This is a genomic window from Saezia sanguinis, from assembly GCF_963921665.1.
GTDB lineage: Bacteria > Pseudomonadota > Gammaproteobacteria > Burkholderiales > Burkholderiaceae_C > Saezia > Saezia sanguinis.
The window spans coordinates 1-20447 of the sequence record NZ_CAWUGC010000002.1 but is presented as its reverse complement, the minus strand read 5'-3'; the positions used below and the strand labels follow the sequence as shown (position 1 = coordinate 20447).

General features: G+C 51.7%; 20 protein-coding genes. 10 read left to right on the top strand and 10 right to left on the bottom strand.

Features of this window, described 5'->3' with window-relative positions; all coding sequences use genetic code 11:
• Positions 1 to 2 precede the first annotated feature (2 nt).
• Both AACY98_RS02165 and AACY98_RS02160 read left to right on the top strand, forming a co-directional pair.
• Positions 3 to 803, top strand: coding sequence for an ABC transporter ATP-binding protein (locus tag AACY98_RS02165; RefSeq protein WP_339801027.1), 801 nt, complete (start codon positions 3 to 5; stop codon positions 801 to 803).
• Positions 800 to 1543, top strand: a complete 744-nt coding sequence (locus AACY98_RS02160; RefSeq protein WP_339801024.1) for an ABC transporter ATP-binding protein — start codon at positions 800 to 802, stop codon at positions 1541 to 1543. The genes AACY98_RS02165 and AACY98_RS02160 overlap by 4 nt, the downstream gene beginning before the upstream one ends.
• Positions 1544 to 1678: 135 nt before the next feature.
• Here AACY98_RS02160 and AACY98_RS02155 read toward each other — a convergent pair whose 3' ends face one another.
• Complete coding sequence (locus AACY98_RS02155) at positions 1679 to 3343, bottom strand: Na+/H+ antiporter (protein ID WP_339801021.1); 1665 nt, start codon at positions 3341 to 3343, stop codon at positions 1679 to 1681.
• A gap of 276 nt (positions 3344 to 3619) precedes the next feature.
• Positions 3620 to 3901 carry an oxidative damage protection protein gene (locus tag AACY98_RS02150; protein ID WP_339801018.1) on the bottom strand — a complete coding sequence of 94 codons (282 nt, stop codon included), beginning with the start codon at positions 3899 to 3901 and terminating at the stop codon, positions 3620 to 3622.
• Positions 3902 to 4278: 377 nt separating this feature from the next.
• On the opposite strand from AACY98_RS02150, the gene AACY98_RS02145 reads away from it, so the two are divergent.
• The 5 genes from AACY98_RS02145 (at position 4279) to AACY98_RS02125 (ending at position 8197) form a co-directional block, all read left to right on the top strand.
• Positions 4279 to 5349, top strand: a complete 1071-nt coding sequence (locus tag AACY98_RS02145) for a methionine ABC transporter ATP-binding protein (RefSeq protein ID WP_339801015.1) — start codon at positions 4279 to 4281, stop codon at positions 5347 to 5349.
• The gene (locus AACY98_RS02140; RefSeq protein ID WP_126980668.1) at positions 5339 to 6034 is read left to right on the top strand and encodes a methionine ABC transporter permease; all 696 of its coding nucleotides are present in this window, start codon (positions 5339 to 5341) and stop codon (positions 6032 to 6034) included. Before AACY98_RS02145 ends, AACY98_RS02140 begins: the two co-directional genes overlap by 11 nt.
• A gap of 31 nt (positions 6035 to 6065) precedes the next feature.
• On the top strand, positions 6066 to 6863 hold the full coding sequence (locus AACY98_RS02135; RefSeq protein WP_126980669.1) for a MetQ/NlpA family ABC transporter substrate-binding protein: 798 nt from the start codon (positions 6066 to 6068) through the stop codon (positions 6861 to 6863).
• A gap of 55 nt (positions 6864 to 6918) precedes the next feature.
• Entirely contained in the window at positions 6919 to 7722 is an 804-nt protein-coding gene (locus tag AACY98_RS02130; RefSeq protein WP_126980670.1) for a MetQ/NlpA family ABC transporter substrate-binding protein, read from the top strand.
• 73 nt (positions 7723 to 7795) lie between these two features.
• Positions 7796 to 8197: a LysR substrate-binding domain-containing protein gene (locus tag AACY98_RS02125; protein ID WP_339801296.1), complete on the top strand. Its 402-nt coding sequence runs from the start codon at positions 7796 to 7798 to the stop codon at positions 8195 to 8197.
• 15 nt (positions 8198 to 8212) lie between these two features.
• Here the strand turns inward: AACY98_RS02125 and AACY98_RS02120 are convergent, their stop codons facing one another.
• From AACY98_RS02120 to AACY98_RS02105, 4 genes are all read right to left on the bottom strand, one after another.
• Positions 8213 to 8776: a DUF4189 domain-containing protein gene (locus tag AACY98_RS02120; RefSeq protein WP_339801006.1), complete on the bottom strand. Its 564-nt coding sequence runs from the start codon at positions 8774 to 8776 to the stop codon at positions 8213 to 8215.
• 116 nt (positions 8777 to 8892) lie between these two features.
• Positions 8893 to 9360 carry a hypothetical protein gene (locus tag AACY98_RS02115; RefSeq protein WP_339801003.1) on the bottom strand — a complete coding sequence of 156 codons (468 nt, stop codon included), beginning with the start codon at positions 9358 to 9360 and terminating at the stop codon, positions 8893 to 8895.
• 121 nt (positions 9361 to 9481) lie between these two features.
• Positions 9482 to 10249 carry a hypothetical protein gene (locus AACY98_RS02110; RefSeq protein WP_339801001.1) on the bottom strand — a complete coding sequence of 256 codons (768 nt, stop codon included), beginning with the start codon at positions 10247 to 10249 and terminating at the stop codon, positions 9482 to 9484.
• 152 nt (positions 10250 to 10401) lie between these two features.
• The gene (locus AACY98_RS02105; RefSeq protein WP_339800998.1) at positions 10402 to 11211 is read right to left on the bottom strand and encodes a class I SAM-dependent methyltransferase; all 810 of its coding nucleotides are present in this window, start codon (positions 11209 to 11211) and stop codon (positions 10402 to 10404) included.
• 296 nt (positions 11212 to 11507) lie between these two features.
• Between AACY98_RS02105 and AACY98_RS02100 the strand changes: the two genes are divergently transcribed.
• The gene (locus AACY98_RS02100) at positions 11508 to 11822 is read left to right on the top strand and encodes a hypothetical protein (protein WP_339800995.1); all 315 of its coding nucleotides are present in this window, start codon (positions 11508 to 11510) and stop codon (positions 11820 to 11822) included.
• A gap of 120 nt (positions 11823 to 11942) precedes the next feature.
• On the opposite strand, the gene yiaY is transcribed toward AACY98_RS02100, so the two are convergent.
• The 3 genes from yiaY to AACY98_RS02085 all read right to left on the bottom strand — a co-directional run bounded on the left by yiaY (position 11943) and on the right by AACY98_RS02085 (position 15204).
• Positions 11943 to 13091: an L-threonine dehydrogenase gene (gene yiaY, locus AACY98_RS02095; RefSeq protein ID WP_339800993.1), complete on the bottom strand. Its 1149-nt coding sequence runs from the start codon at positions 13089 to 13091 to the stop codon at positions 11943 to 11945.
• A 487-nt stretch (positions 13092 to 13578) separates the two neighbouring features.
• Positions 13579 to 13995: a hypothetical protein gene (locus tag AACY98_RS02090; protein ID WP_339800990.1), complete on the bottom strand. Its 417-nt coding sequence runs from the start codon at positions 13993 to 13995 to the stop codon at positions 13579 to 13581.
• Between the two features lie 255 nt (positions 13996 to 14250).
• A complete protein-coding gene (locus tag AACY98_RS02085) occupies positions 14251 to 15204 on the bottom strand; it encodes a hypothetical protein (protein WP_339800988.1) in 954 nt (317 codons plus the stop codon).
• Between the two features lie 203 nt (positions 15205 to 15407).
• Between AACY98_RS02085 and AACY98_RS02080 the strand changes: the two genes are divergently transcribed.
• On the top strand, positions 15408 to 16508 hold the full coding sequence (locus AACY98_RS02080) for a glycosyltransferase family 2 protein (protein ID WP_339800986.1): 1101 nt from the start codon (positions 15408 to 15410) through the stop codon (positions 16506 to 16508).
• A gap of 22 nt (positions 16509 to 16530) precedes the next feature.
• Here the strand turns inward: AACY98_RS02080 and AACY98_RS02075 are convergent, their stop codons facing one another.
• On the bottom strand, positions 16531 to 17769 hold the full coding sequence (locus AACY98_RS02075) for a glycosyltransferase family 9 protein (RefSeq protein ID WP_339800984.1): 1239 nt from the start codon (positions 17767 to 17769) through the stop codon (positions 16531 to 16533).
• A gap of 425 nt (positions 17770 to 18194) precedes the next feature.
• On the opposite strand from AACY98_RS02075, the gene AACY98_RS02070 reads away from it, so the two are divergent.
• Positions 18195 to 20447 (top strand): hypothetical protein (locus AACY98_RS02070; protein WP_339800981.1); only part of this gene is annotated, 2253 nt, incomplete at its 3' end.

Genomic DNA, 20447 nt, shown 5'->3' with positions numbered 1-20447 from the left:
GTATGGAAGCAGCGGTTTTACTCAGCGTTGACAATCTGTGCAAGTCTTTCGGCGGCGTGCAGGCGGTGCAGGGTGTGAGCTTTGACGTGCATGCCGGGGAGCTGCTGGCGCTGATTGGGCCGAATGGCGCAGGGAAGTCGACCACCTTTAACATGGTGGGTGGGCAGCTTGCCGCTGATCATGGTTCTGTCAGATTGAAGGGGCAGGAGATTCTGGGCTTAATCCCCAGACATGTCTGGCGCCTGGGCGTCGGACGGACATTTCAGATTGCGGAAACCTTTGCTTCACTGACGGTACTGGAAAACGTGCAGATGGCTTTGCTGTCTCATGCGCGCCAAACGTTTCACTGGTGGCGGCGGGTTGGCCGGTTTGGGTATGAAAAAGCCATGAGTTTACTGGCACAGGTTGGCATGCAGGAGCAGGCCGGCAGATTGTGCAGTGAACTGGCGTATGGCGATATCAAGCGGGTTGAACTGGCTTTGGCTTTGGCCAACGACCCTTGTGTGCTGCTGATGGATGAGCCCACAGCAGGCATGGCACCGCAGGAGCGGCATGCGCTGATGGCGCTGACCAAATCGCTGGTCACCGAAAAAAACATAGCGGTTTTGTTTACCGAGCACAGCATGGATGTGGTGTTTGCTTATGCCGATCGGATTGCCGTACTGGCACGCGGGCAATTGATTGCACAAGGCAATGCTCAGCAGGTGCGCGAGAATGTGCAGGTGCAGGAGGTTTACTTCGGCCACGGCAGCACGCTGGAGATGCAAAGCAGTCGCAAGCCAACGGAAATGGACATGACATGAAGCAGGTGACCAAGTTGTCGTTGTTGCAAACGCAGAGCCTGTGCGCCTGGTACGGTGCTGCGCAGGTGTTGTTTGATGTTGATCTGAACGTGCAGCAGGGAGAAGTGGTTGCGCTGATGGGACGCAACGGTGCCGGAAAATCAACGACGCTTAAAACCATCATGGGCTTGCTGGACAAGCGGCAGGGCCGTGTACAGTTTGCCGGGCAGGAAATCAGTCGCATGCCGGCCTACCGCATTGCGCGTATGGGGTTGGGGTTTGTACCGGAAGACCGGCGTATTTTTACCGAACTGACGGTCATGCAAAATCTGGAAGTGGGCAGGCAAGCTGCCAGGTGCCGACCAGGAGAAGATTCGCACATGCCGGAGTGGACGCCGGAAAAATTGTTTGCACTGTTTCCCAACCTGAAAGAAATGCCGGACCGGCTGGCTGCCCGTATGAGCGGCGGCGAGCAGCAGATGCTGACAGTGGCGCGCACACTGATGGGCAACCCTTATCTGATTTTGCTGGATGAGCCCTCTGAGGGTATTGCACCGGTGATTGTGGAGCAGATGGCGCAGATGATTCTGACACTCAAAGCGCAAGGCGTGAGTGTGTTGCTGTCAGAGCAGAACCTGCCTTTTGCACGGCTGGTGGCTGATCGAGCCTATCTGCTTGAAAAAGGGCAGGTACGCTACCAGGGCCGCATGAGTGAACTGCTGGAAAATGAAGCTGTTCAGCGCGAATATCTGACGATTTAAGTGGCAGGTACAGCCGATTATTGGCAGTGGCTCAGTGTGCTGAAACCATTGCATATAAAAAAGCGCCGTGTTTTTAAAACACAGCGCTGTAATGCTCATGGTCAGCAGACCGCTTGGTTTCAAGAGATGTTGCTGTTAGCTGGCAATGCGGGCTTCTTCCAGGTCAACTTCGCGCATCAGCTTGTCCATCAGATCGTGGTCAATCAGGTGTTCCTGAGACTGTCTGTAAATGTCATCACGTTCTGCCGCCAAGGCTGCCAGGCGAATCTGGCGTTGTATTTCTTCGCTTTTGCGAACCGTTGCCGCACTGGTTCCGGCATCAGCCGCCGCTGTATGGCTGCGTACATCAATCAGATTGCGGTAGGTGTTCATGACGCGGTTGGCTGCTTCTATATACAGGTCAGGTTCACTGCTGCCGGCAGACATTTCGTGCTGCGCATGTTCAATGGCTTTGATCGCTGCTTCTGCTGCGGCAATACGGGCGCGGTTTTCCTGGTCGTTTTCTTCGTTGTCCAATGCTTTGGGCAAGGCCAGGCCGTTGAGAATGCGCGGCAATGCCACGCTGGCCACAATCAGGGAGATCAGTATCACGCCAGAGGCCAGGAAGATGGCAAGGTCACGTGCCGGGAAGGGGGTGAAGTTATCATTCATCAGCAGTGGCAGCGACAAAACACCGGCCAGTGTGATGGAGCCGCGGACCCCGGAGAGCGACATGGCCGCAATCAGGCGTTTATCGACAGGGGCCAGTGAAGAGCCGCGCATGCTGAAGTAAATCATCATGACTTTCAGGGACGCCCACACCCACAGCCAGCGCAGTACGGCCAACGCCACAAAAATGATGGCAACATAAAGGAACAGCCATGTAATGTTGGTATGTCCGGCCTGCTGGACGGTGATGTGCATTTTGCCGACGATTTTTGGCAACTGCTCTCCCAGTAGTACAAACATGGCGCCATTGGCAATCATCTGCAATGAGTCCCACACCGCATTGCGGCGAATGCGGGTCACGGCCATGACTTTGCCATGGAGTTCGGAGTAGCTCATTGTGATACCCGCGGCCACGGCGCCGAGTACGCCGGAGAAATGCCAGTGCTCGGCAACGATGTAGGCCAGAAACGGAATCAGCAGACTGATCAGAATCTGGGTACCGGAATCTTCCCCCCAGTGGCGTGAGATCCATTGTTTCAGCCGTGTAATCCCCAGGGCAACCACAAGCCCGACCACCAGGCCGCCTACCACCATTTTGACAAATTCAAAGCTGGCATCTGTCAGGGAAAATGCGCCTGTCAGGGTCGCTGCAACAGCAAATTTCAGACAAACCAGGCCGGACGCGTCGTTAAACAGCGATTCTCCTTCCAGAATGTGCATCATGCGGGATGGGAAGGGCACTTTTTGTGCAATGGCAGATACGGCAACCGGATCCGTGGGGGAGATAACGGCAGCCAGCGCGAAAGCGACCGGCAGGGGGATTTCCGGGATCATCCAGTAAATCAACAGGCCGATCCCTAGAACGGTGAAAAAGACCAGTCCAAATGCCAATTGGGTAATCGTGCCAAGGTCTTTTTTGAGTGCATCTTTGGGCAAACGCCAGCCATCCAGAAACAGCAACGGTGGCAAAAACAGAAACATGAATACATGTGGATTCAGCTCGGCACTCAAGCCCCCCAGAAACTGTGCAATGAGGTAGCCCAGAACGATCTGCACGATAGGCAGGGGGATTGGAAAAGGCAGCATACGCACGATCCAACTGCTGATAATAACAGCAGCGATCATTGCAAGAATAATGGCAATGGTTTGCATGATTTATTGTTATGTGAAACGTTAGAGTTAGCGGGAGATACCCGGGACCCGGGTCGCAGGGCTAACTTTATCAGCAGGTTGGCCTGTAACGGCGGACAGGGGCAACAAACCAGTAATCGGGGTTGGTTTTTGGGTTTTTGAGGAAGGAAAGCTGAGAAGCATTTTCAACACATTGCGTGTGACGGTGCTTTTTTGCCGGCGGCTGTCAGTAGTTTTTATATAAGGTGGTTCCTGCCATGCAGGACTGGACCACCTTGAACCAGCATGACAAAACCATCAGGCCGATGGCGGGGTATATCCTGCGGGTTGATCTACCGGGGCGCTTTCTTCTGCAAAGAAGAAACGTTCCATCTGGCGTGCCAAATACTGACGTGCGCGCAGGTCAGCAAGATTGAGCCGGTTTTCATTGACCAGCATGGTCTGGTGCTTCAGCCACTGTCCCCAGGCTTCTTTGCTGACGCTATCGAAAATGCGTTTTCCCAGTTCTCCCGGGTAAGGGGGGAAGTCCAGTCCTTCTGCTTCTTTGTGTAACTTGATGCAGTTCACCATGCGTGCCATGAACAATTCCTTTATATATAAAAGTAATAAATAAAAATCTTTTTATTGGTTTGAATTTTTGAAAAGACGCTGCACAATAGCTGCTTGGTAGAAATTATGCCGCACTCAAGCTGGTCTAGCTAGAATTAATGCATAACTGTAACAAGCTTTTGCCGCCATGAGAGGATGGTAGCTTAACACCATGGTTTCGGGTAACGGTATTCGCATGGGCGACAACTGTATGGGCATGGGCAGAAAAAGTGATGTGGGGCCTCTGATTTATCAGTTATTAGGTAGTCACCACAAGATGGTTGGGATTTGAGCGACAATTAAGGGTTTTACTGATATGCATGCGCTTCAAATCAATTTAACCATTCTGTTGTGAGTTACGGGTCATAATGTCCAATTTTACGCAGGCACTACAAAGCAATACAGCACCGGGCGGGGCGGCCGTGGTGTTACGTCATCTACGCAAGATATACCAGAGCGAACGCGGGCATCTGCATGCTTTGAACGATGTCAATCTGGAAATTAACGCGGGTGAGATTTTTGGCATTATCGGCCGCAGCGGTGCCGGTAAAAGTACGCTGGTCCGTTGCATCAACCTGCTGGAGCAGCCGACCTCGGGCGAGGTTTGGGTTGGCAAGCAGAACATGATGCAGCTTAACGCACAGCAACTGCGTGTTGCCCGCAGGCGCATTGGTATGATTTTCCAGCATTTTAATTTGCTCAGTTCCCGCACCGTGTTTGAAAATGTGGCGTTGCCGCTGGAGCTGGTAAAAATGCCGCGGGCCGAAATCAGCAAGCGTGTGGTGTCTCTGCTTGAACTGGTGGGGTTAACAGAAAACGCCAATAAGTATGTGGCGCAGATCAGCGGCGGGCAAAAACAGCGCGTCGGTATCGCCCGCGCACTGGCCAATCAGCCCCAGGTGCTGCTGTCTGATGAAGCCACTTCTGCGCTGGACCCGGAAACAACACGCTCCACGCTGGCTTTGCTGAAACAGGTGAACCGTGAGCTTGGTGTGACGATCATCATGATTACACACCAGATGGAGGTGGTGCAGCGCGTTTGTGACCGGGTTGCAGTGATTGACCACGGTGTTGTCGTTGAAGAAGGCATGGTACGCGATGTGTTTGGCTACCCCAAAACAGATACCACCAAATCGTTGGTGGGGGAAGCCACCGGCCAGGAACTGCCCAAAGAAACGGTGAACCAGATTTTGTCGAAAGCAGGGCCTGACACACGCATTTGGCAGATTACAGGGCATCAGCCCGATGTGCTGACCCAATTGGTAAAACAGTTCGGACTGGATGTGGCTTTTGTGCAGGCACTGGTGGAGGATTATCAGGGTATACCTCTGGGGTCTTTGCTGATGCAGGTGACGGGCCCGCAGGATGCGCGCGATGCGGCCCGGAACTGGGCGGCTTCTGCAGGCATTGAGGTTGAGGAGATCCGCCATGTCCAATAATTCTTTGACTGATCTGGCCTTAAGCGTCTGGAATACGCTTTTTGGCGGCCCGCTGGTTTGGGATGCCTTGTGGGAAACACTCATTATGGTGGGTGTTTCAGGGTTTGCCGCCATTGTTTTGGGCATTCCATTGGGTATTTTGCTGAATGTCTCGGACAAAGGCGGCCTGCTGGAAGGGCTGGCAGCCAACCGGGTGCTGGGATTTTTCATCAACGTGTTCCGCTCAATCCCGTTCATTATTTTGTGCGTGGCCATGTTCCCTCTGACGGCGATGATCATGGGAACTTCGATTGGCGTGAAAGGTGCGATTCTGCCCTTGACTGTAGCCGCAGTGCCTTTTATGGCGCGCCTGGCAGAAACATCGTTCAAAGAGGTTCCTTCCGGTCTGATTGAGGCTGCACAGGGTATGGGGGCCACACCCTCACAGATTGTGTTCAAGGTGCTGCTGCCCGAAGCAATGCCTGGCATCATCAGCGGGGTGACGATCATGCTGGTCAGCCTGATTGGTTACTCGGCCATGGCGGGCATGGTTGGGGCCGGGGGGCTTGGGACATTGGCGATCAACTACGGCTATTACCGTTACCGTACGGACGTGATGATTGCCGTGATGATCGTGATTGTGGTTGTGGTGCAATTGGTTCAATGGTTTGGTGACTGGCTTGCCGCCAGAGTGAATCACCGTTAATAATTTTTTCCTTACTGGAGTTTTGCAACAAATGAAGCGTCAGTTATTTTTGCGCAGCGTACTGGCTGCGGTATTCAGTGTTTCTGTATCTGGACTGGCTTTGGCAGACGGCAAACCGTTTCGTGTGGGGGTCACGCCTGGCCCACATGCGCAGATTGTTGAAGCGGCCAAAGCTGTGGCGGCCAAGGATGGGCTTGATGTTGAAGTGATCGAGTTCACCAACTATATGTTGCCCAATCAGGCCCTGGCCTCGGGCGAGCTGAATGCCAACAGTTTCCAGCACAAACCCTATCTGGACAACCAGGTCCGCTCACAAGGGCTGAAACTGATTGCAATTTCGCAGTCGATTGCATTTCCGATGGGCATTTATTCCCGCACGCTGACCGATCTGAAAGCGGTGCCTGAGGGTGCCAAAGTGGGGGTGCCGAACGACCCCAGCAACAATGCACGCGCATTGATCCTGCTGCAAGATGCCAAGCTGATTGAACTGAAGCCCGATTTTGGTATAAACGGCACTGTGCAAGATATTGCCAGCAATCCACATAAACTGCAGTTTATTGAAATGGATGCGGCGCAACTGCCGCGCTCTTTAGGCGATGTGGGGCTGGCGGTTATTCCGACCAACTATGCGCTGGATGCCGGGCTGAACCCCAAGCAGGATGCGTTGATTCTGGAGCCGGCAGACTCTCCTTATACAGGCATTATTGCGGTGCGGGAAAGCGATAAAGACAATGAGGACGTGGCCAAGTTCATCCGTGCGTACCGCTCTCCTGAAGTCAAGGCTTTTATTGAAACCACCTTCAAAGGCGCGATTCTGCCGACATGGTAATACGGGTTTTTACAGTCAACTGTTTGATTGAATACTGAATAAAGGTTAAAAAATAATGAAACGTAAATCATTTATTCTGGGTGCTTTGCTGGCTGCGGTGGTGACCGTGAGTGGTGCATGGACAAGTGCTTTGGCGCAGGGCACTCCTTATAAAGTCGGGGTGACACCAGGGCCGCACGCGCAGATCATGGATGTGGTCAAGCGGGTTGCAGCAAGAGATGGGTTGAACATTGAGGTCATTGAGTTCAGCAATTATGTACTGCCCAATGAAGCGCTGGTATCGGGTGAGCTGAATGCCAACAGTTTTCAGCATAAGCCGTATCTGGACAACCAGATACAGAACCGCGGCTATCAGATCGTATCTGTTGCTGAAACGGTGCTCTTTCCAATGGGGCTGTATTCCAAAAGTGTTGGCAGCGTAGCGGAAATCAAAGCGGGCTCGCGTATCGGGATTCCGAACGACCCCACCAACGGCGGGCGCGCATTGTTGCTGCTGCAGCAACTGGGGCTGATCAAGCTGGCACCCAATGTGGGCATGACGGCTACGCCTTTGGATATCAAAGAAAACCCGCTGAATCTGAAAATCATTGAGCTGGACGCGGCCCAAATGCCGCGTGCGCTGGCGGAGCTGGATGCCGGTGCGGTGAACACCAACTATGCCTTGCCTGCCGGGCTGGACCCGAAAAAAGATGCCATTGCACTGGAAAGCACAGATTCGCCGTATATGAATATCATTGCGGTGCGCGCTGCTGATAAGGATTCGCCCGAACTGGCGAAACTGTTGCGGGCGTATTTCTCACCGGAAGTCAAACAGTTTATTGAAGATGAGTTCAAGGGCAGTATTCTTGCTGCGTGGTAAGAGGACGTGCCTGTCAGATATTTGAAAGCGCTCCGCCGGAGCGCTTTTTGGCTTTAACTGCCATCAGCATCCGCTGGCGGGGAAAATACTGACGCCCGAGCAATTCAAAAATGCAGAGCATCTGGTCATTGCCGAGCAGACGGTGACTTATCCCAAGGTTTCCCTGTATTTAAAGCAGGCAGGTGTTGATGTTTCACAGCAGCATATTTTGCCTAACCTTTTATCGGCCTGTTTTGCCGTGGCGTCAGGCGACTGGCTGGCGACAGTGGCTGAAAGGTTGGCGCAGCAGGTGGTTGGGCCGCTGAATCTGGTGATGATGAAATCCCCTTTAGATTTGCCAGCTCTTGTGACCCATATTTTCTGGCATCGTCGCTTGCATCAGGACAAAGGCGTCAAATGGCTGCGGGCACTGATTGTCAGCCTGTTTGTCGGGAAAGACGCCGTTGTGTTGCCCAAGAGCATGAAGGCAGCATAAGGCGCTTCTGCCGCGCTATTTTGACGGGAAACTGTTATAAAACAGCTGGCAGGCACCGGTCCGGCTGTATTGTTCGCAAATGGTGGTGGCCCGGGCTGTGGCTCTGTTGGGTGTCGCGGCAATGGCCCAGCCATAGGCCAGATTCAGCGGGCTGAAATAGAATGCCATCGACTGATTCTGGAAAACGTAACGCACGGCGCAGCCTTCCAGCCCGTCTGCCTGGCACATCTGTAGCGCGGCATCTTCAGCTGCCTGGCGGGTTTCATGGTGGTTGGCCATGCCAAAACCAAGATAGACGACATGGCGGCCTCTGATCGTGGCTTTGACCTGCTCGGGTTCGACCATGGCAAATGCGCCCCATGATTCATCAGCGCTTTTGTCGTTTGCAGGGGTGGCTGAATCAACATCATGAAGGCCATAGGGCAGCCTGCGCTGGGCATAAAGGGCAGCAATGCCGCCACCGCTTCGAGGCTCTGAGATGTATTGTGCAGATGGGGCGGGCGTTTGTGCACATCCGGTGGTGATGAATGCTGTAACGGCGAAGATCAGCGACGCAGAAAAAGAGAGGGCTCTTATCATTGTGATCAATGCTTATGAAAAATATTAAAAATCATAGCATACCCTGATGAATCAGGATGTATGAAAACATGCTATTTCAGGCGGATAAATGCCCAGCCGGGTAACGGCGTTTGGGTTTATGCCGCCGGGGGAGGCGGCGTTACAGGCCGGTGCCTTGTGACGGCAAGCACGATATGCGCCACAATGAGCGCACAGAAAGCAGCGGTTAATGCCGCAAACAAAGCATTGCCAAAATTGTTACGCAGCAGGCCGCTCAGGCTTGTTGCCGCATCAGGGGTGGAACCTGAGTTGATGTAAAAGCCAGCGACCAGATACAACATGATGCTTATGAATGTGATGATCAGGCAGGCAGAAGAGGTTCTGGAAGCGATGCGGCCACGTGAAGCCTGTGGTTGGCACTGCATGGCAAAAACTGCACCTGTGATGAATGCCGGGATGGCGCACAGACCCAAAACGGGAAGAAACAGGAAAGGGGTTTGGGCTGCCTGAGCGCTTAAGGAGGTTCCAAGCAGCAGCAGTAACGTTTCGACCAGTGCCGCGGTCAAGCCAAAGAACAGTGCCAATGTGAATCGCTTGTATTTCATGCAAAGGGTTCTCAACCAGAAGGAAACAAGGCCATTCTAGTGGATATATCAATTAAGGGCGATAACGCTGAGCCAGGCAGCGCCAAAGCAGCCCAAGGTGCCCAGATCAGCGGTTCAGAAATCAGCAGACAGCGACATATTTATCCGGCGTATCCTGAAAGTACAGCAGCAGGCGTTCATCCAGTTCTGACAAGGACTTAAGTTCGTTGAGCACGGGCAATTGAAATGGCGGGTTTTGTGCGCCAGTCTGTATGGTCAGCGTATGCGGATTTTTGCTGGCGAGCCTGTCCGGTGCCGCTGTGAAGACCACGGGGTAATCCAGCTTGACCAGCGTAATGGCGTTTTTGGGAAAAACCCGGTCATTGATGGTGATCTGGTTTTCTGTAAATACAAAGTTGTCTCTTTTGAACTCATCGAGTTCAGGGCTGGGGGTCCATTGATCCGGGAGTGCCAGGTGCTGGCCCCGTGCAATGGACTGGGCGCAGCGGATATACGTCAGCAGTACCAGATGCTGCATGAAATTGTTCAGGCGGATACTGTGCACCTGCTTGCCTGAGGCGATATCGAATATCTCGACATTTCGGGTTGCCCAGCGCGTGTAATCGCGTAACATGGGTTCAAAGCGGAATTCACGAAATGGAAAGAATAGAGGCTTTTTGATCAGGCTTCTGATTCTGACGCCTTCTGATGTAACGGTAAGCCATTCAATGGTGTTAATGAACAGCAGGGCGAAAAAAAGGCCAAAAACAATGAACAGTATGAAACGCAGTTCAAAGTAAAGGTAAAAAATGATGATGCTCGCAATGAGAAAACCCCACATCGCAAATGTCGGATTGAAGTTCTTCTGAATCGCTTGGGAGGATGGAGGAAGTGTAGCGTTGGAGTTCATGAAATAGCACAGCAAAAATAAACAGGCCCATGGCATTCTAAGTGAAAAAGAATAACACAGAGGCAGCCGGTTGCATTGAATGCAACAGATGCTGCCCGGGCGTCAGAGCCGTTGTCTTGTTAACAGCAGGAGCATATTTTTAAAAAACGTGTTTATTGAACCTGATAATGCACAATCCGGGTGGCATTGCCAAATTTGGGAACGTGGTGCCAGTAACTGTACCAGCCCCAGCGTTCGGGGTGGCGGTTAAAGTAGTACACCACGTCTTTCAGGCACAGCCTGGGGTGCCAGCGCTCAAGCTCTTTGAGGTTTGCCACGCCCCATACAAAAGGCACCGGAGCCTGCCACATTTGTTCGTAGAGGCTTGTGTTTTTCACGGTGAGCGGTGAGCAGATGTCAAAGACGATGTGCGCATCCTCAAAACGATGGGCCAGCTCTGCAAGCAGGTTGCGGACCTGTTCTTCTTCAAAATACATCAGTACGCCTTCGAGCATGAACATCAGATCTGCATCGGGATATTCCTTGAGCAAGCGGTCCATCCATTCTGTTTCCAGCAGGCTTCCCTCCCAGTATGTGTTGCGGGGGCTGGTTGCCGGCATCAGTTCATTGCGAACGGCAATCACGTCGGGCAGGTCCAGGTCAATCTGGGAACCCTTGCCGCGATCTGTGCGCTGAAAACGGGCGTCGAGCCCGCAGCCCAGATTCACCAACAAGGCATTGGGAGAGGCGCGCATGTGCTGCTTGGCAATGGCGTCAAAATATTCAGTACGCAGTGCAATACAGGTCTGGGTAATGTATTCGTCGTGATAAATGCTGAAGTCAAACGGAAGCTGTTCCACCAGGCGGGTTGCACAGTGGTCTTTGAACAGCCCATTGGGGCGATGGCTTTCATACGCCCGCATCCATAGGGAAATCAGCGAGGTGTTGGATATGGGGTTGCTGAAGCTCAGTGTCTTTTTCATAATGGGCCCCTGCGAAGTGAAAGTGTTCACTTTCATTATTCAGGCATAAAAAAGGTAAGTCAATTGGGGTTTGGCTCTAATTGCCTGCGTTCGGACTTGCCGTGAGCGGATATGGGGCGCACAGGACAGCGGTTTTCCCTTTGAACCTGTCCGGCTTGCAGAAAAGTATGATCACCATATTCCTGACAATTAAGGTATGATTCACTTTTGTTAACAGGGGTATTCAGGCCGGCAGGCCTGAAAAAGCCGGGAAGTTCAAAAACATGCGATTTTTTAACAAGACAATCTGTTTTTCTGTGTCATTGCTGTTGAGTATCTGGTCAATACCGTCTCTGGCGCAGCAGGCTGCCCAGCCTGCCGGGCAGCAAGCGCAGACGGAGGCAACAACCTCTTATCCTTCCGGCACTGGCTGGCGTGTGGTGCGTGAAGAGGAGGGGCGGCTGTATGTGCTGATTGAAGAAAAGCATGTTGAAGAGCAAGCCATATTCCAGCAGATTATCGATACCTTGTGTGCAGACAAGGATGAGTGTTCGATTGTTTTTGGCGTAGAGCCAAGTGCTGATATGGCTGGCAGTAATGCGCCGCCCGGTGCAGCCGCAGGGCAGCAATAGTTTTCTTTTTTGCGGGTCAGGTATCGGCCGCCTGCGGAAGGCAGGAGTCATTCACTCCGGAAATGAAAAAAGACAAAGCATATGCTTTGTCTTTTTTGTGTGCGATGTATCTGTTCAGGATTACATGGCGGCTTTGAAGATGCCTTCAACGTCTGCCTGTGTCCCTTTACGCGGGTTGGTCAGAGCGCAGGCATCCTTCAGTGCATTGGCAGCCAATGTGGGGATGTCTTCCGCCTTGGCTTTCAGTTCTGTCAGGTTGGCAGGAATACCAACGTCTTTGGACAATGAACGGATGGCTGCAATACATGCCTTGGCACCCTGCTGGTCATCCATGCTTCTGACGTCCACACCCATGGCCTGTGCAATGTCTTTCAGGCGTGCCGCAGAGCTTTGCATGTTGAATTCTTCCACATGGGGCAGCAGCACAGCGTTGCAAACGCCGTGTGGCAGGTCATACATACCGCCCAACTGGTGGGCCATGGCGTGTACATAACCTAAAGAGGCATTGTTGAAGGCCATACCGGCCAGGAACTGTGCATAAGCCATATCTTCTCTGGCCTTGGCGTTTTTACCATCTTTGACGGCCGTACGCAGGCTTTGAGAGATGATTTCCACGGCTTTCAGGGCGCATGCATCGGTAATCGGGGTGGCGCCGGTAGATACGTAGGCTTCGACCGCATGGGTCAGAGCATCCATACCTGTTGCGGCGGTCAGCCCTGCAGGCATACCCACCATCAATGCGGGGTCGTTGACCGAGAGTACCGGGGTGGTGTTGCGGTCCACAATGGCCATTTTGATGTGGCGTTTTTCATCGGTGATGATGCAAAAACGTGTCATTTCGCTGGCGGTTCCGGCGGTGGTGTTGATGGCAACCAGCGGCAATTGCGGCTTGGCAGAACGGTCAACACCTTCATATTCGCTGATGTCGCCGCCGTTGGTGGCGCATAATGCAATGCCTTTGGCGCAATCGTGCGGTGAGCCGCCACCCAGAGAAATCACAAAGTCACATTGGTTGGCTTTGAGCAGTTCCAACCCGTCTTTGACGTTTTTCGTGGTGGGGTTGGGTTTGGTGCCGTCGTAAACTGTGGACTTGATACCTTGCTTATCCAACAAATCGGTAACTGTTTTGACGACGCCGTTTTTATTTAAAAAAGCGTCGGTGACGATCAGCCCGTGCTTGAAGCCATAGCCTTTTAGCAAGCCGACGGAATCACCTAATGCGCCTTCTCCCATTACATTGACTGCAGGAATGAAAAATGATGTACTCATGGGAATTACCTTTCTAGTTGGTTTGAATGATCTGAATGTGCAGCAACATCATGGCGTCGCAAAGTGAGGCCGGAAGACAGCGCGGGGAAGGTGAAGATTGACAGCTTTCGAGCGTTGACGTATCTGATACGCATTGACAATGCATCGTGATTTGCTTATAGATTCAGGAATAATGTATCTATGTCTGATAAGGATATGTCATTCTAGTTCAAGTGTATTCAGTAAAAATTGACTGTGCTCAAACTTGAAATTCAAATAATTTAAAAAGCTATTTTTTATAAAATATAAGACCCATGATACGGGAATCATAAAGCATATTCCCCTATTAGGGGTATTGAGATTACACGTGATAAGGCGCAGGCAAAGGCGATGCCAGAAAGCAGCTACGCTCTGGTGTACGTTGAGATGTGTGGAGGCAATGCGCGTTTATTCCGCAGTATCTATCCTGCGGGGGGATGCGTGTGAAAAGCGTGTGGAAAGCGGGATATCAGAACGCGTGCTGGAGAAATTCAAGCTCCATAAAAAACTCCGGCACATCACCTACGTTGTCGGAAACAGTTTCTTCCGGATTGACGGATATAAAACCGGCAGGGCTAAAGAAAAGATCCGCACCATGGCGCCAGCTGTTTTTTTTGCTTTTGTGCAAAGTGGCAAAATGCAGTTGTTTGGACTGAATCAGATGGACCAGCAGGTCTCTCAAAATCAGGAATTCTTCATCTCCCAGTTGGGCCTGCTGACTCGGTCTGACCCGCACCGCTTTGATGGCCTGCTGGCCTGAAGCATCGTCAATGCACGCGGAGGTGACGTAGTAATCAACCCCGGTATTGCCATCGATGACGGCATTGTCAGAAGGTGTTTCTTGAGATTCTTGTAGGTAATTTTTTAAGCGGTCTGTAAGGTTCATAACAAACTCTGAAACTCTGGGTCATTGTTATTGCCGATATACAGGTGCAAATCCAGATTTTGCACAAGGGGAATACTTCCCATTATATAAGAAAGCCTGCGGTCACTATGGAGATGTGGGTTTCACCGGTAAATAGAACCCAGCATGGGTGAGGCTCCTCCAGGATTTTGCTGGGCAGGCAGTTTCCAGCAAAAATACCGTGTCATGAAAAAAGGCTGTTTTCCGACAGCCTTTGATCAATGAAATATGTCTGGTTTATGCCTGATCGTGCAGGCGCTGGTGCAGGTAGTCAATGTGTTCCAGGTCCGGTACGTCGTTATAGATGAAGTATTCTTCGGCCAGGGTCAGAATGCGATAACGGTCCAGCAGAATCACGCGCCCGATCTGATTGTTCAATGCCCAGCCTTTTTCTGCGGTGTACAGGTCAATCGGGCTGAAGTGGTAGTTGGCCCACGGATGGCGTGTATAAAGCTGCGTGTTAAGGTTAAGCAGGGTTTGCTGGTTGCTGTACCAGTGCTCGCTGGCGCAGTCGCAGCGGCCAATGGCAACGGGAATGCCGTCGCGCTCATCACCCATCGGGTGCCAGGCCATCATATCGACAATGCCTGCTTTGCTGGCGGAAGCCGGTGTGCCTGAGGACAGCGGGATTTCGTGCGTGCTGAAATCCTGCGGGTTGCATAAGGCCTTGCCACGTGTCATGCGTGCCATGTACTGTATTTGCTCATGGGGTGGGAACTGGTCGGGCGAAGGCATCAGAAACTGGATTTTGGTGCCTACAGGCATCAGGTTGATGAAGAGCTGATGACAGGTTTCGGCAAAATCCTGTGTAATGCGGTCACGCCACTCAGGGGAAAGATGGCGCATATTGGCTGCCAGAACGGTTCCCAGGTACAGGCGCTGCTTCGGATGGGTCAGAACAAAATTGAGTTTAATGCTGCTGCGATCCTGTTCGACAATGAACGGGTAGTGCCCTGCATATAAGCTCATTCGCTGGTAGCAGTGTTCAATCAGTTGCTGCCAGAGTGTGTTGGCATCGTCCTGGGTGATAGGCGGGTGAGCGCATGCACATTCCTGGTTTTGCAGCAACAGTGATGTGAAGTCGTTATGAGTGAATACCTTGTTCTCACAGGCCAGCGTCTGGAGTTCAACATAGTCGGCCCAGATGAACGGGTAGTTTGAGTAAGGTAACGTGTTCAGGTACTTGTTCATAATGATCTATCCGAACGCCTCTGATACGGGCAACAATGGTCAGCGGAAATTGTACTATTGTAGGGGAAAGGGTTGAATCTGATTAAAAGCGGATAGGGTATACGGTTTTTAGCATGAGATTTCACGCAGGCAGACTGTGAAACGGCGCACTATATCCGTGTTGTTGACCCAGGAATCTGGTGTGGTTGTGAGATGTTTGGCGCATGTTTCCAAATAGCGGCATTGCACGCAGGTGCTCAACAAATGCCGAGGTGTTTACAATAGGGCAATTAGGCAATAGGGGCATTGCTGTCAATGCGTATGTGGGTTTTCAGAAGCGGGGTGTATGGTTGATGTCGGGTACAGAAGCGTCATTTTTTATTTCTGTCATCATGCCTGCATATAACATGGCCCAATACATTGCGCGTGCAATTGATTCTGTGCAGGCGCAAACCCATGAGAACTGGGAGTTGCTGATCATTGATGACGGGTCGACCGATACGACGGTAGCAGTGGCCCAGGGTTATGCTCAAAATGATGCACGCATCCGGATCATTTGTCAGGAAAACCAGGGCGTGGCTGCGGCCAGAAACACGGGGCTGGATCATGCCGCGGGGGACTATATCGCTTTCATTGACAGCGATGATTACTATGAACCCACGATTTTGGAAAAGCTGGCGGCCAGAATGGCGCAGGGGAACTGTGACTTGGTTTACTGCGGTACGCTGCATGAAAAGGAAAACAAGATTCAGGGGGCGCCTTATCCCGAGATGAATCTGCTGGAGTGTTATGCTTCGGGCCTGGTTGACTATATCGGCCTTTATTCAACGTTGACGAAAAAGTCATTTCTGGCCGAACATGGTATCCGTTTTACGGCGGGGTGTTCTGTGGGCGAAGACCAGGAATTCCTGATGCATTGCGGTATTTATGCACAGGTCAAAAGCGTACCTGAGGTTTTGTATCACTATTGCTGGAACCAGGAATCGGTGATGAGCACGATGACGCCGCAGAAAGTGCATATTGACCTGGCCAGCCGGCAGCGCTCCACTGCGCTGGTAGAACGTGAATACCATGGCTCGCACAAAAAGAAAATCGTTCAGTTTCTGCAAAGCTGGGAAGATCGGATTGTGATGATCTTTACCAATCTGGTGGTCCAAAGAATCAAGCGGGGCGATCTGGCAGGCGCGGTGCAAGAGGTGCACGAATTCGGCGCTATTCCTTATTGCCTGCGCAGCCGGAATTTTAAGCACCTGAAAAGGGCGCTGATTCTGAATTCAGGCAGTCAAAAGCTGTGGCTGTTTTTCTGGGGTAAAAAACAGCCATAGGGCGGTACACTCTTGGGAAGCATTACGCAGGGCCGGTACGGCTTAACAACTGGTCGCAGGCTTCAAAAATAGCTTCCGCCGGTATTTCCGAGAGTCTGTGGGTATAGTTTTTCAACTGGATGGCGTTTTTGTTGTTCGGGCCAAAGGAGTTTTCCACCAGCAGCAGCTTGCCTTTGGGCCTGGTTCCGGCACGTACGTTGGGGCCATCAAAAAATCGGGCCCGCGCTTCATCCACCTGCTCATGGTATTTTTCTTTGATATGGGTTTTGGCGTCAGAAAGTGACCGTGGCGTTCTGCGGCCCGATGCATACAGCCCAACCAAAGGTTTCTGGAAGGCTGCGACCACGTGGATGATGGAGGTATCAGGGCTGATGACCAGATCCGCGCGTTGAATCAGCGGCACCACGTCCAGTATGCTTTTCGAGTTGTAGTAAACCAGGCGCTCTATTTTGAGGGTGTCAATGAGTTTTTCCACACGTGTTTTGACACCGATAGCGATGAAATGCGCTTGAGGGTATTTAGACAAAAGCAGTTCAATGGACTGGCGGATCTGCTCATTGGTCATGTCGCGGCGCGGGTGGCCGGAAAAAGGGTTGAGCACAATAACTTTGCCGTGATCGGTGCACAATGTGTCGATAAAAGAGCCGGCAGCGGCTTCAGCCGCCGGGTCAATGAAAAACTCGTAGGAAAGATCCGCATTGTGGATGTCTAAAAAGGCCAGAAACTTTTGAACCAGTGTGATGTAGTGGCCGCGGCGGGTGTAGTGATTGATAGAGGCGTCATAGCATTTGAGCGCGCTTTTGTTCCAACCCAGAGTGTATTTGCCGCCAAGGTAGTATGGCAGCATGATACGGTGCGGCGAGTGTTTGAAGTACACCGGGTAGCGCATGTCAATGATCAGGTCAAAATGCTGCTCACGCACCTGTTGCTCAACCTGGCGCATTTCACTGGATGAGTAGTTGTCGCGCCAGACAAATGTACGCGCGACATGCGGATTGTTTTGAATGATCTCCAAAGCGCTTTTTTGTGACATGACGCTGACCTGATAGCCATGCTGCGCCAGCACACGGATCAGGGCGGTGGTGATGACCATGTCGCCAATGCCATCGTTTCTAAGCAGCAGAATGGTTTTGATTGCAGTCTTGTCAATCTGCCGGCGCTGGTGTTTTCTCAGGCGCCAGTTGATCACGGCCTTGTCCAGCCACATGGAAACCTGGTAATCAATCCGTTTAAAAAAATAGAGCGCTTTATAAAGAAACATGGTCACTTTCGAAAATAAAAACGGGCGCTTTGATGTAAACCGGCTTTTATTGTAACTGTACTTGGTAAGCCTATTTGAAATGTGCAGGCTGCCGATATGCGTTTGGAGTGTGCCAGGCTGTTTTTCGGGGTTGATGAAAATGAAAAGCGGTCTGAAGAACAGATCCAAATCTGTAGGCGTTACAAAAAAGCGGCATTCTACGGGAATATGTCACAAATTGCGTCATTAGCCAGGATGTTTATGGATAACGTACGGCTTTTTATGATAAACATGAAGGGCCGGTATAGCAGCAATGCAGATTTTTATTTAGGGCAATAAAAATATTGACGCTTTATCTCCAAAAATTACATAGGTATCTCATGGCACATAAAAAAAGCAGCATTCATAAAAAATGTTTCAGGCTGACTCCCATCACAGCAGCCGTCATGTTTGGGGCATTGAATATAGGCGCGCAGGCCGATGTCCTCATTGACGGGGCCGGCGTGATTGGCGTTTACGGGCAGGAGCCGGATTCTCTGGTGTCCACACCCACAGTCTTGTCCAATTCCACAGACGATATTCACATTCAGAACACTTTGAATCAGGGGGCAAGCCGCGGTAGCTATGGTATCCGGCTGGATACGGCATCTTCCCAGGGCGGGATATTGACTTACAGCAAGGTGGTGGGCGTCATCACGGTTGACAGGTCAAGCGTTTTCAGTTCCCTGCCAGGAACAATGGGCACGTCTTCAGCCTCTCCGCCTGGTTCAGGGACTTATGCGGGTACTGGCGCTTCTGCTGGCGTATACGGGCTGAGTACCAATGGCGGATTGCTCAGGCTGAATATCGAAAACATCGACAGTATCAATCTGAATGCATCCAATGCGATGGGTATTGGCGCATATGCGACAGGAAGCAATGCCGGCGATATAGAGATCAATTTTTTGGGTGCAGGCAGCAAAATCATTGCGCATGGATCTAAGACAGACGGGATCAATGCCCAAAATGATACGCCGAATGGCAACATTACGATTCGTCAGGAAGGCAGTATTTCGTTGACGCATCTGATACAGCACGGTGTGATATCTTACTCACCGATGACCGGTATCAACGCGGTTGCCAACAACAGCGCGGGCGGCAATGTGGCTGTTTATGCCAGCGGGAGCATTACGGTGGATACCGGGGGCACAGATAACATACAGGGCGGCTCCGGTATTCTGGCAACAGCCAATGCAGGCAATGTGCTGGTGGAGTTTGACAATGCAAACGGGTCTATCATTGTAGGCGGTGCCAATGACCAGGGGCAGACCGGTATCAGGGTTTCTGCCAACAGTGCTGGCTATACGGCGGCCGTTAATATTGTGCGTGCGGACACGATTCATGTGTATGGAGACGGCACAAGTCTCAGTGCAATCGCCAGTCAGGCCGCAAATGGCGCGCATGCACAGATCCGTATCGGACAGGTCGATTTGATTCAGGTGACTTCCAATAATGCAAGTGCGACAAGCAACTTTGTCGTCAGAGGTATTGCAACAGGAAGTGGCGGCAATGTCAGCATTGATTCAATGGCCAGAAAAATAGTCGCGCAAGGCGATAATTTGTTAGGTATTGATGCTTACAGTTCAACTGGGGCAATTGATGTGCGGGTTGGCGGGCAGGTTTTGGCCGAAGGTGCAAATTCGATTGCGATTCAGACATCCAGCTTCAGTGGCACGAACCAGGTGCTGCTTTATTCCGATGCCGACATTAAAGGCGGGGCAGGCAATGGATATGGTATTTATTTAAATAATATCGTACAAGGCGGTCAGACTTTAACGTTATCAACAGGCTCCCAGGTTTCTTCTGCAAATGACTTTGCTGTTTATGCGCATAATGCATCCGGTTCCACCACCGTGAATAACGGCGGGGTCATTACAGGTTTTACACATTTTGCAAGCCCCCAGACGGTCTTTCATAATCAGGCCGGTGGTACCCTGTCGCTGCAGGATTTCAGCTCGGGCAGTAAAGGCGTTGTGACCAGCATCTTTGGTATGGATGGGCAGTTCAATAATGATGGGCTCATCCGGTTTTCGGCAAAGAATGTGGATGGTACGGTGACGCATGCCGTATTCGACGACATAGATACGTTTAATCACAATGCCAGCGGTTCGATTGATTTGTCCATGGGCGTCAATGACCTGGCCGGCAGTACACTGACGATTGGCAACAGTACCAGTACAACAGCCTACGTATCGAACGGGGGGTCTTTAATCCTGAATACGCAGTTGCATGATGGCGGCGTGAGTGACCGCCTGATTTTGGATCATGCGTTTACAGGCTCTGGCGCCACCAGAATATATATTCAACCAACAGCCGGCAGCATGGGAGGCGGGCTTTCGGGCGATGGCATCGAAGTTGTGACGGTGAATGGTACTTCCAGTCATGATGCTTTTGTGCTGGGTACCCCTGTTACGGCAGGAGCCTACGAATATATTTTGGGGCAGGGCAGTCAGGTCAGCACCGAAAATAACTGGTATCTGCAAAGTAGTCTTGTGGTTGTTCCTCCTCCGGTCAACCCTGGCGACCCGGATCCGCCCACCATCCGTATCCCCATCTACAACCCCAACATTGGCAGCTACTTGGGCAACCAGTATGCGGCAGCCACCATGTTCAACCACAACATCCTGGATAGGCGCGACAACGTCCGCTCACCTGACCAG